Genomic DNA, 10,491 nt, shown 5'->3' with positions numbered 1-10,491 from the left:
CCCCCCCACCCCCGCCTCCCTCGGCGGCGTCTACCACCTGCTGCAACTCGCCTCCGCGCTCACCGAGGCGGTCACCGTCCGGGAGGTCGCCGAGGCCGTCGTCGACCAGATCCTGCCCGGCTTCGGCGGCCAGGAACTCGCCCTCTACCTGGCCCGCGGCGGCCGGATGCACCTGGTCACCGAGAGCGGCTACCCCCAAGGCTTCCTCGACCCGTTCGAAGGCACCCCGATCCGGGCCCGGCTGCCCGGCACCGAGGTGTTCACCACCGGCGCGCCGATCTTCTTCGAGTCCGCCCGCGAACTCTCCGCCGCCTACCCCGGCATCCCGCGCGACGAGATGGCCGCCTGGGCCTTCCTCCCGCTGATCGCCTCCGGCCACCCCGTCGGCAGCCTCATCCTCGGCTTCGACCGCCCCCGGCCGTTCACCGCCGAGGACCGCTCCGTCCTCACCGCCCTCGGCGGCCTGATCGCCCAGGCCCTCGAACGCGCCCGCCTCTACGACGCCGAGTCCGCCGTCGCCCGCGGCCTCCAACAGGCCCTCCTCCCGCACCGGCTGCCCGCCGTCCCCGGCCTCGACATCACCGCCCGCTACCTGCCCGGCACCCGCGGCATGGACATCGGCGGCGACTGGTACGACGTCCTGCCCACCCCCGACGGCGGCGTCGTCCTGATCATCGGCGACGTCGAGGGGCACAGCGTCAAGGCCGCCGCCCTCATGGGCCAACTCCGCAGCGCGGTACGGGCGTTCGCCAGCGGCGACGACCCGGTCGAGACCGTCGCCCGACGCACCAACCACCTCCTCGTCGACCTCGACGCCGGACTGCTCGCCTCCTGCTGCCTGCTGCGCCTGCACCCCGGCACCCGCACCCTGCGCGCCGTCCGCGCCGGACACCCCCCGCCACTGCTGCGCGAAGCCGACGGTCGCACCACCGCCCTCGACCTCGCCGGCGGACCGCTGCTCGGCATCGACCACGACCTCGACTTCCCCGCCACCGAGACCCGGCTGCCGCCGGGGGCCACCCTCGTCCTCTACACCGACGGGCTGGTCGAATCCGCCACCGCCACCCTCAGCGAGGGCATCGACCGCCTCCGCACCGCCCTCGCCCACGCCACCACCCCCGCCCTCGAACCCCTCGCCGACTTCCTGCTGGGCCAGGCCCGGCACGACGCCCACCGGGCGGACGACATCGCGGTGCTGATCGCGCGGCTGACGGGGGCGGGGAGTTGAGGGGAGGAGAGGATGGGGCGCGCTGACGGGCGGGTGGGCCTGGGGTGGTGGCCTGGGGCGGCGGGGGTCAGGTGGGGTGGACGAGGTGGTGGGTGTGGGCGAAGACCACGGCTTGGACGCGGTCGCGGAGGGCGAGTTTGTGGAGGATGCGGCCGAGGTGGGACTTCACGGTGGCTTCGGCGAGGTGGAGGGTGGCGGCGATCTCGGTGTTGGAGAGGCCGTGGCCGACGGCGACGAGGACCTCGCGTTCGCGGGTGCTGAGGCGGCCGAGGCGTGCGTGGTCGTCGGGGGTGCCGGTGGGGAGGAGGTGGGGGCGGAAGTCGTCCAGCAGGCGGCGGGTGATGCGGGGGGAGAGGGCCGCGTGGCCCGCGGCGACGTTGCGGATCGCGGTGAGGAGCTCCTCGGGCCGGGTGTTCTTCAGCAGGAAGCCCGAGGCGCCGGCGGCGAGCGCGGCGAAGGCGTACTCGTCGAGGTCGAAGGTGGTGAGGACGAGGACCCGGACGGGCGGGGAGAGGCGGGTGATCCGCCGGGTCGCCTCGATCCCGTCGGTGCCGGGCATCCGGACGTCCATCAGGACGACGTCGGGGCGCAGTTCGCGGGCGAGGCGGACGGCCCGGTCGCCGTCCTCGGCCTCGCCGACCGGGGTCAGGTCGGGCTGGGCCGCCAGGATCGTGGTGAAGGCCATCCGGAGCAGCGCCTCGTCGTCGGCGACCAGGACCTTGACCGTCATGCGGACGCCGCCGGGCCGCCGCCGAGCCGCAGGCGGGCGCGGACGGCCCAGCCGCCGTCCGGGAGCGGGCCGGCCGACAGGGTGCCGCCGTGGGCGGCGGCGCGTTCGCGCATGCCGGGGATGCCCTGGCCGGAGGCGGTGGCGGGGCGCGGGGCGGGGTTGTCGTCGGTGACGTCCACGGTGACGGCGGCGGGTGCGCAGCGGATCCGGACCTCGGCGCGGGTGCCGGCGGGGGCGTGTTTGAGGGTGTTGGTCAGGGCTTCCTGCACCAGGCGGTGGACGGTCAGTTGGACGGTGGCGGGCAGGCGCTCGGGTTCGCCGTGGACGTCGAGGCGGACGGGCAGCCCGGCGGCGCGCATCCGGTCGGCCAGCGGCTCCAACTCGGCGATGCCGGGCAGCGGGTGGCGCTGCGGGTCCGGTTCGCCGGTGCGCAGCAGGCCGAGCGGCCGCCGCAGGTCGGTCAGGGCCTGCCGGCCGGTTTCGGCGGCCCGCAGCAGTACGGCGGTGGCCTGCTCGGGGGCCCGGTCCCGGACGTGCACGGCGGCGTCGGTGAGCGCGACCATCACGGACAGGTGGTGGCCGACGATGTCGTGCACCTCCCGGGCGATCCGGGCCCGCTCCTCGGCGACGGCCAACCGCTCGCGCTGCTCCTGCTGCCGGGCCAGGTGCGCGGCCCGTTCCGCCAGCACCGCGAGGTGGGCGCGGGTGGTGCGGGCGTGCGCGCCCAGGGTGGCGGCGGTGACGGCCGTCGCGGCCAGGGCGACGAAGGGGGCGGCGAACGCGCCGTCCGTCGACCAGCGCAGGCAGGCCGCCAGGGCACCGCCCAGCACGACGGCGCAGGCGGCGAGCGTCCCGCGCCGCCCGGCGTGCACGGCCACCGCGTACAGGGCCACCAGCAGGGCCACGTCCGCGGGCAGCGGGACGTCCGCCAGCCACTGGAGGAGGGCCGCGGCGGCCACCGTGCCGAACACCGGGTACGGGGCCCGGTGCCGCCAGGCCAGCGGCAGCACCAGGGCGGTGGTGAGGGCGGCGGCCAACGGGAGGTCCGACGACCGGGCGGTGCCCGCGAGGTGCAGCAGGAGCAGCGGCAGCAGCAGCGCCACCGGCAGTGCCTCCCGGGCGGCGGGCGGCAGCCGGTGGAGGGGCAGGTGGAGGGACGGATGGCGGGGCAGGCGGAGGGGCAGGTGGAGCCGGCGGAGTCCCGGGTGGGCCTCCTCGGGTCGGGCGGCCGCCTCGGTCATCGGGTGTTCCTGTCGCTCGGTGGGCGCGGTGGTGGAGGGGGAGGGGAACCGGGCGTTCCGGTGCTGCCACGCTAGGCGGCGGGTGCGGCCGTGCGCATGAGCCCGCCGTCGGAGGTCGGCGGGTCCGGGTACGACCGGAGGAGGAGAAGCGGTACCTCCCGGAGTCGCAACGGGACCGGCCGGCCGGGGGGTTCGGAGTGCGACCGGGGTGGCGGCGGCCGGCGACCGGGGGCTGATGCGGCGGGGGGCGTGCCGCTTCGAGGATGGCGGCGTGACCGAGACCATCACGGGACTGTTCCTGTCCCTTCCGGAGTTCCTCGTCGTCCTGGCCGCCGCCGCGCTGGTGGCGGCGCGCTGGCTTCCCGCCGCCGCCCGGGCGCGCGGCCGGGCCGCGGCGGTGGCGGTGTTCGTGCCGTCCGCGGCGGTGCTGGGCGTGCTGGGGGTGCGCTGGCAGTTGCTGCCGGTGCTGGTGGGCGGGGCGGTGGCGCTGCCGTTCGCGGCGGCGCCGCTGCTCCGGGGGCTGCGGCGGCGTCCGGGCGGGCCGCGGTGGCGGGCCCGGTGGTGGCTGGCGCTGCCGGGGTCGGCGGCCGCCCTGGGGCTGGTGGCGGCGGGGCCGTTGGCGGCGTGGGCGTTCCCGGTGCCGGTGTTCCCGGTGCCGTCGGGGCCGTACCCGGTCGGGACCCGGGTGGTGCAGTGGACCGACCCGGACCGGCCGGAGACCTTCACCGCCGACCCGGACGACCGGCGGACCGTCGTCGTCCAACTCTGGTACCCGGCGGGGGCGAGCCCGGCGGGCGCGCCGCGGGCCCCGTACCTGGGGCGGACGGAGCAGGAGGCGCGCACCGTTGCCGGGGCGCTGGCGGGCGGGGCCGGCCTGCCCGGCTTCCTGTTCGACGGGGCGGCGCGGGCCCGTTCCCGGGCGGTGGCCGGGGCGCCGGTGGCCGGCGGGGGCGGGCGGTTCCCGGTGGTGCTGTTCTCGCCGGGGTCGGGCGGGGCGCGCACCCAGAACACCGCCTGGGCCGAGGAGTTGGCCGCCCACGGCTACCTGGTGGCCGCGCTCGACCACCCGTACGACTGCGCGGCCGTGGTCCTGGACGACGGCCGGACGGTCCGGGCCGCGACCGCCTCCAGCGGCGACCGGGACCGGGACGAGCAGCTCGCGGCCGACTGGACGGCGGTCCGGGCCGCGGACCTGCGCTTCGCCCTGACCCGGCTGGCGGACCTGGGCCGGACCGGGGGCGGCGACCCGCTGGCCGGACGGCTGGACACCGGCCGGGCCGCGGTGGCCGGGCACTCGATGGGCGGGGCCGCCGCGCTCCAGGCGGCCCGGCAGGACGCCCGGTTCGCCGCGGCCGTCGACCTGGACGGCTTCCCGCACGGCCCCGCCACGCCCGCCCTGCACCAGCCGGTGCTGGCGCTCACCCAGGCCGTCACCCCGGCCACCGACCCGCGCTACCTGCCCCGCCTCACCGAGGCGCTCGCGGCCGACACCGCGACCAGCTACCGGCTGACCGTCCCCGGCGCCGCCCACCTCACCTTCACCGACGCCCCGCTCTACCTGCCGCCGCTGCCCTCGGTCACCGGCACCCTGGGCCGCACCGGGAGCCCGCGGATGCTCGCCGAGACCACCCTGGCCTTCCTGGACGCCGTCCTGCGGCAGACCCCCGGCGACCCGGCCGCCGCACTGGCGGCCCACGGGAGCCTCACCGTCCACCGCCCGGACGGCAGTTGACGAGGAGGCCGGAAGGACCTGCTCCTCGGCGGGCGGGGCTACTCGGCGGGCAGGGCGGTGGCCGCGCGGTGGATCTTGGCGAGGGCGGTCAGCAGGTGGCGGCGCTCGGTCGCGGTGAGGCCGGCGGTGACCTGCTCCTCGAGACGGCGCCGTTCGGCCTCGACCGGCTGCTGGAGGGCGCGGCCGGCGTCGGTGAGCCAGAGGCGGACCAGGCGCTGGTCGCGGTCGTCGCGGGCGCGGGTGAGCAGGCCCGCGGTGGCCATCCGGGTGGCCATCTTGACGACGGTGGGGGTGGTGACCTCCAGGGCGGCGGCGATCTCGCCGGGGGTGCGGCCGTCCTGCTCCCAGAGGGCGGCGAGCAGCAGGTTCTGGCCGAGGTGCAGGCCGTGGCGGCGCATGCCGGCGTCGGCGGCGGCCCGCAGCGCCTTCGAGGTCTTGCCGTGCAGGTCGAGGAAGTCGGGCATGGCGGCTCTCCGGTCGGTGCCAGCAGGTCGATTGACGGCTAATCAGTTACCGGCTAGCGTCCTGTCCGGGAAATCAGTAGACGGCTAACGGCTTCTGGGGGAACGATGATACTGGTCACCGGTGCGACGGGGAACGTCGGCCGCGAACTCGTCCGCGCGCTCGACGCGAAGGGCGCCCGGATCCGCGTCCTGGTGCGCGACCCGGCCCGGGCCGCCGCGCTGCCCGCCCGGATCGAACGCGCCGTCGGCGACCTCGGCGAACCCGCCACCCTGGCCCCGGCGTTCGTGGGCGTCGAACGGCTCTTCCTGCTCACCCCCGGCCTCGGCACCGCCCACACCGCCCACGCCGTCGCCGCCGCCCGGGCCGCCGGGGTGCGGCACCTGGTGCACCTGTCCTCGGCCAACGTGCTCGGCGACCCGGTGCCCGCGATGGGCCGCTGGCACCGCGAACGGGAGGAGGCCGTCCGCGGCAGCGGCATCCCGTACACGGTCCTGCGGCCCGGCGGCTTCATGACCAACGCCCTCGAATGGGTCGACACCGTCCGCACCGGCGGCTACGTCCTCGACCCGGTCGGCCCCGGCCGCCTCGCCCCGATCGACCCCGCCGACATCGCCGACGTCGCGGCCCTCGTCCTCACCGGGGACGGACACCGGGGCGAGCACCACGCGCTCACCGGCGGAGAGGCGCTCACCGTCACCGAACAGGTCGCCCTGCTCGCCGCCGCCACCGGCCGCCCGATCGAGGTCCGCCCCGCCGCCACCCCTGCCGAGGCCGTCCGGGCCCGCTTCCCCGCCGGAGCCCCCGCCGCCCTCGCCGAGGCGGTCACCGAGGCCTTCGCCCTGCTGCGCGCCGACACCACCGGCTTCCGCACCGACACCGTCGCCCGCCTGCTCGGCCGCCCGCCCCGCACCTTCGCCGACTGGTGCGCCCGGCACGCGGACGCCTTCCGCTGAGCCGGCGCCTTCCGCTGAGCCGGCGGCCCGGCGGCGGTCCGGCCGCTCGGCTGCGCCCGGCCGCTCCGGCGGGGCAGCGACGATGGTCGGGGCGCGGCGTCGACTTTCGGCGGCATCGGGGCCGGGGCGGGGCTGGCTAGGGTCGGGGGGTGCGGATGCGGATGCGGGCGTGGATCGGGCGGGCGTTCCCTGGGCCCTGGCGGTGGAAACTGGCGGTCCGGGAGGTGCTGGGCGGGCTGCTGGTGTGCGGGCTCGCGGCGCTGTTCCAGGCGGGGGACAGCGGCGGGTGGCCGTCCGGGCTGGTGGTGGGGGCGTGCGCGGTGCTGTTCGCGCTGCGGCGGGGGCTGCCCGGGCCGGTGCTGGTGGTGTCGGCGGCCGGGGTGGGCGGGCCGACCGGGTTCCTGCCGGTGCTGGTCGCCGCCGGGTACTCGGCCGGGCGCCGGATCAGCCGGCCCTGGCGGACCCCGGCGGTGCTGGGACTCGGCTTCCTGGCCACCGTCGGCGTCGGCCTGCTGCAGAACCGGCGCGACCACTTCCCGCTGCCCGTCCTGCTCGGCCTGTGCATCGCCGGGTACCTGCTGACCGGCGTCCTGCCCGCCGTCATCGGCCGCTACCGGGCCCAGCGCGTCGCGCTGCTCGACAGCCTGCGCGAACGCAACGCCCAACTGCTCCGCGAACGCGTGATGATCGCCCGCCAGGCCCGGCTGCGCGAACGCCACCGGATCGCCCAGGACATGCACGACAGCCTCGGCCACCAACTCGCCCTGATCGCCGTGCACACCGGCGCTCTGGAGGTCGACCGCACCCTCGGCGAGCAGCAGCGCGAGGCCGTCGCCGTGCTGCGCCAGGCCGCCACCGGCGCGATGCGCGAACTGCGCGAGGTGGTCGGCCTGCTGCGCGAGGACACCGCGACCGCCCCCGGCGGCGTCGACGCCATCGACCGGCTGGCCGAGACCTCCGGCGCGGCCGGCGCCCGGATCGAACTGCGCCACCTCGGCACGCCCCGCCCGCTCCCCGCGCCCACCGGCCACGCCGCGTACCGGATCGCCCAGGAGGGCCTGACCAACGCGCACAAGCACGCCCCGGGCACGGCGATCGAACTGACCGTGCGCTACGAGCCGGACACCCTGGTGGTGGAGGTGGTCAACGGCCCCGGCGGCGACGGCACCGCGGCGGTCTCCGGCGGCCAGGGCCTGACCGGGCTGCGCGAACGCGCCCGGCTGCTCGGCGGCATGGTGCACAGCGGGCCGCTGCCGGACGGCGGCTTCCGGCTGGCCGGGATGCTGCCCTACACCGCCGAGGGGGCCCGCGCCGCCCTCCCCGACGACGAGGAACTCGCCCTGCTCGCCGGGGAGTTGACCGAGCCGGAGAAGCGCCGCCGGAGCCCCGCGGTGGGCTGCGCGCTCGGCGCGCTCGCGGTGCTCGGAGTGGTGGCCGCGGTCGCCGCGCTCGGCGCCATCATGTTCGTCAGCTCGCTGCGGGACGCCACCGTCCCCACCCGGCTCTACGACGCCGTCGAGGTCGGCCAGAGCGAGCAGTCCGTCAACGAACGGCTGCCGGTCGGCAGCGAGTTCCTCACCCAGGACTTCCGCCGGATCGGCCCGCCGCTGCCCGAGGGCGCGCACTGCCGCTGGTTCGCCGGGGACCGGGACGGCGACGACCAGGACGTGGTGCGGTTCTGCTTCAAGGACGGCCTGCTGGTCGAGAAGCAGCACTTCCATGGCAAGGTGTGAGCAGGCCGAAGAGCAGCAGAGGAAGGTGCCCGGTGATCCGTGTCCTGGTGGCCGACGACGAGCCGCTGATCCGGGCCGGCATCCGGATGATCCTCACCTCCGCCGAGGACATCGAGGTGGTCGGCGAGGCCCCCGACGGGGCGCAGGCCCTGCGGATGGCGGCCGAACTCGCCGCGGACGTCCTGCTGCTGGACATCCGGATGCCGGTCATGGACGGGCTCAGCGCGCTCGCCGAACTGCCCCGCGCCGCGCCCGGCACCCGGGCCATCGTGCTCACCACCTTCGGCGAACGGGAGAACGTGCTCCGGGCGATCACCTCCGGCGGCGCCGGCTTCCTGCTGAAGGACACCGCGCCCGGCGAACTGATCCAGGCCGTCCGGGCCGCCGCCACCGGCCACGCCTTCCTCTCCCCGGCCGCCACCCGGCACATCGTGGACAGCCTCGCCGACGGCCCGGCGGCCGCGCGCGGCGAACAGGCCAGGCGGCGGCTGGCCGTGCTCACCGCGCGCGAACGCGCGGTGGTCGATCTGCTCGGCGAGGGGCTGTCGAACGCCGACACCGGAGCCCGGCTGCACATGAGCGAGGCGACGGTGAAGACCTACGTCAGCCGGATCCTGGCCAAACTGGACTGCGAGAACCGGGTGCAGGCCGCCCTGCTGGCCCGCGACGCGGAACTCTGACGAAGCGTCAGATTACTTGGAGGAAAGCCGACCTGACGGTACGTCAGATCGTTTCGGGGTGCGGGGGGATGCCGAGGCGGACGGCCTGTTCGGCGTACGCCTTGCGGATCTGCCGCAGCGCCTCCGGCCGGAACGGGTCGTCCGCCGGGATGGCCGCCGCGACGGCCAACGCCTCGGCCATCAGGCCGAGTTGCAGGTCCCGCCGGATCAGCACCGGGTAGTGGCCGGTCAGTTCGATCGCCGCCAGCGCCAGCTTCGGCAGGTGCACCGCCGGGTTGTCGCCGGCCAGCAAGCGGTGCGCCCGGTACGCCTGCCACGGGGTGGGCGGCTCGCTGCCCGCCAGCAACACCCGGGCCCGCAACGCCAGTTCCTGATCAACGTGTGAGGACACACGGCTCCCATCGCTCTCGTCCAAAGGGGGGAATGCGGACGAGTCTGCGGCCGGCGGGGTGCGCCGGACAAGGGAGGACGGATGTGCGCTCGGTCCTACCGGAAGCGGCCGTGAACAGGCAGAATGAGGACCGATACGCTGCCGGGAGGGTTACCGGGCGGCGGCGGGAGCCTCGGTGAGGGGCTCAGTGAGAGGTTCGGCGAGAGGTTCGGCGAGGGCGTCGCCGGGGGGTTCGAGGAGGGGCTCGACGGCGGTGGCTGCGGCGGGCGCCCCGGCCGGGGACCCGGCGGCAGCGGCCAGGCGTTTGCCGATCGCGTCGAGTTCCGCCGAGAGCTGGGCGCGCAGCACGGGCAGCAGGGCGAGGGCCGCGCGGGCGGCGTCCGGGTCGGGCCGAGGGTCGCCGTGGGCGGCGGCGACGGCGGTGCGCACCGGCAGCACGGCCAACGCGCTCTCCCACGCGGTGCGGTGCACGCCGGTGGCGTAACGGGAGGTCAGGTACTCCAGCGGGGTGAGCGCCAGGGCGTCCCGGTCGGCGGGCCCGGCCAGGCGGTGCTCGGGCAGCAGCCAGGCCACCCCGTCCCGGGCCACCAGGTCGAACGCCCGGGACAGGTCGGGGGAGACCGGGCCGCGCGCCGATTCGGGCGTCGCCGCCGCCAACAGCCGCTCCAGCATGGCCGCTTCGCGCGGATCGGCCGGCCGGTCCGGGTGCTCCTGCCCGGCCAGCAACTGCTCCAGGTGGTAGCGCTGGCCCCAACTGCCCACCGAGCGGTGCATCGCCCCCGCCCGGGTCTCCCGGATCGCGGCCAGCGCCAGCGCCCGGGTGGTCACGTCCCGGCGCACCGCGAGCGCGTCCGCGGCCCCGTCCGGGAACAGCCGGGCCAGCGCGCACCGCACCGCGTCCACCGTCGGCCCGTCGTACCAGCGCAGCGTCCAGCGCCGGCCGACCGGCTCGAACTGCGGCTCGACGGGGACGCGGAACTGCACGGACAGCCGGTCGGCGATCCGCCGGGCCCGCGGCGCGTGCAGGGCCTGCGGGGAGCGTGGAGTCTGCGGCGCGGACCCGGGCGCGGGTGCGGCGGCGCGCTCCGGGGTGCGTTCGGGGGTGCCCATGGCGGGAGCCTAGCCACGGGCCGGCCCGGGCAGCCGCGGCGGCGGGCGACGCGCGGGGCGGCTCAGCCGTTCGCCGCAACCCGCTGCGCGGGGCCGGGACGGGCGGCAGCGGTCCGCAATGGGCGGGGTGAGGCGCCGTCAGGCGGGGCGTGGGGCCGGGGCGGAGTGGCGGAGGCGCCGTCAGGTGGTGCGGGCGGCGCAGTCGGTGACCCGGGCCTGGACGGGGAC

At 77.0% G+C, this 10,491-nt stretch carries 10 protein-coding genes; 5 read left to right on the top strand and 5 right to left on the bottom strand.

Annotated features, from left to right (window positions below):
• Window positions 1-1,228, top strand: a 1,228-nt coding sequence (locus IH44_RS0136755) for a PP2C family protein-serine/threonine phosphatase (protein WP_030464184.1), incomplete at its 5' end; no start/stop codon positions are given.
• 67 nt (window positions 1,229-1,295) lie between these two features.
• Here IH44_RS0136755 and IH44_RS0136750 read toward each other — a convergent pair.
• The gene (locus IH44_RS0136750) at window positions 1,296-1,958 is read right to left on the bottom strand and encodes a response regulator transcription factor (RefSeq protein WP_030464183.1); all 663 of its coding nucleotides are present in this window, start codon (window positions 1,956-1,958) and stop codon (window positions 1,296-1,298) included.
• The gene (locus IH44_RS0136745; protein WP_030464182.1) at window positions 1,955-3,199 is read right to left on the bottom strand and encodes a sensor histidine kinase; all 1,245 of its coding nucleotides are present in this window, start codon (window positions 3,197-3,199) and stop codon (window positions 1,955-1,957) included. Before IH44_RS0136745 ends, IH44_RS0136750 begins: the two co-directional genes overlap by 4 nt.
• Before the next feature lie 271 nt (window positions 3,200-3,470).
• Here IH44_RS0136745 and IH44_RS0136740 point away from each other — a divergent pair, with 271 nt between their 5' ends.
• A complete protein-coding gene (locus tag IH44_RS0136740; RefSeq protein WP_369795043.1) occupies window positions 3,471-4,931 on the top strand; it encodes an alpha/beta hydrolase family protein in 1,461 nt (486 codons plus the stop codon).
• Window positions 4,932-4,969: 38 nt separating this feature from the next.
• Here the strand turns inward: IH44_RS0136740 and IH44_RS0136735 are convergent, their stop codons facing one another.
• Window positions 4,970-5,395, bottom strand: coding sequence for a MarR family winged helix-turn-helix transcriptional regulator (locus IH44_RS0136735; RefSeq protein WP_030464180.1), 426 nt, complete (start codon window positions 5,393-5,395; stop codon window positions 4,970-4,972).
• Window positions 5,396-5,500: 105 nt separating this feature from the next.
• Between IH44_RS0136735 and IH44_RS0136730 the strand changes: the two genes are divergently transcribed.
• The 3 genes from IH44_RS0136730 to IH44_RS0136720 all read left to right on the top strand — a co-directional run bounded on the left by IH44_RS0136730 (window position 5,501) and on the right by IH44_RS0136720 (window position 8,762).
• Window positions 5,501-6,349: an NAD(P)H-binding protein gene (locus tag IH44_RS0136730; protein WP_030464179.1), complete on the top strand. Its 849-nt coding sequence runs from the start codon at window positions 5,501-5,503 to the stop codon at window positions 6,347-6,349.
• Between the two features lie 155 nt (window positions 6,350-6,504).
• A complete protein-coding gene (locus tag IH44_RS0136725; RefSeq protein ID WP_081967349.1) occupies window positions 6,505-8,082 on the top strand; it encodes a sensor histidine kinase in 1,578 nt (525 codons plus the stop codon).
• A gap of 32 nt (window positions 8,083-8,114) precedes the next feature.
• Window positions 8,115-8,762 (top strand): response regulator transcription factor, encoded by a 648-nt coding sequence (locus IH44_RS0136720; RefSeq protein WP_030464177.1) that lies wholly within the window; start codon window positions 8,115-8,117, stop codon window positions 8,760-8,762.
• Between the two features lie 43 nt (window positions 8,763-8,805).
• Here the strand turns inward: IH44_RS0136720 and IH44_RS0136715 are convergent, their stop codons facing one another.
• Both IH44_RS0136715 and IH44_RS0136710 read right to left on the bottom strand, forming a co-directional pair.
• The gene (locus IH44_RS0136715; protein WP_157852590.1) at window positions 8,806-9,153 is read right to left on the bottom strand and encodes a hypothetical protein; all 348 of its coding nucleotides are present in this window, start codon (window positions 9,151-9,153) and stop codon (window positions 8,806-8,808) included.
• 150 nt (window positions 9,154-9,303) lie between these two features.
• Window positions 9,304-10,263, bottom strand: coding sequence for a hypothetical protein (locus tag IH44_RS0136710; protein WP_030464175.1), 960 nt, complete (start codon window positions 10,261-10,263; stop codon window positions 9,304-9,306).
• Window positions 10,264-10,491: the final 228 nt, after the last annotated feature.

It is taken from the genome of Kitasatospora sp. NRRL B-11411, assembly GCF_000721345.1.
Lineage (GTDB): Bacteria > Actinomycetota > Actinomycetes > Streptomycetales > Streptomycetaceae > Kitasatospora > Kitasatospora cineracea.
Note: the sequence above shows the minus strand (reverse complement) of the source record. Positions and strands in the feature narration are given on the sequence as shown.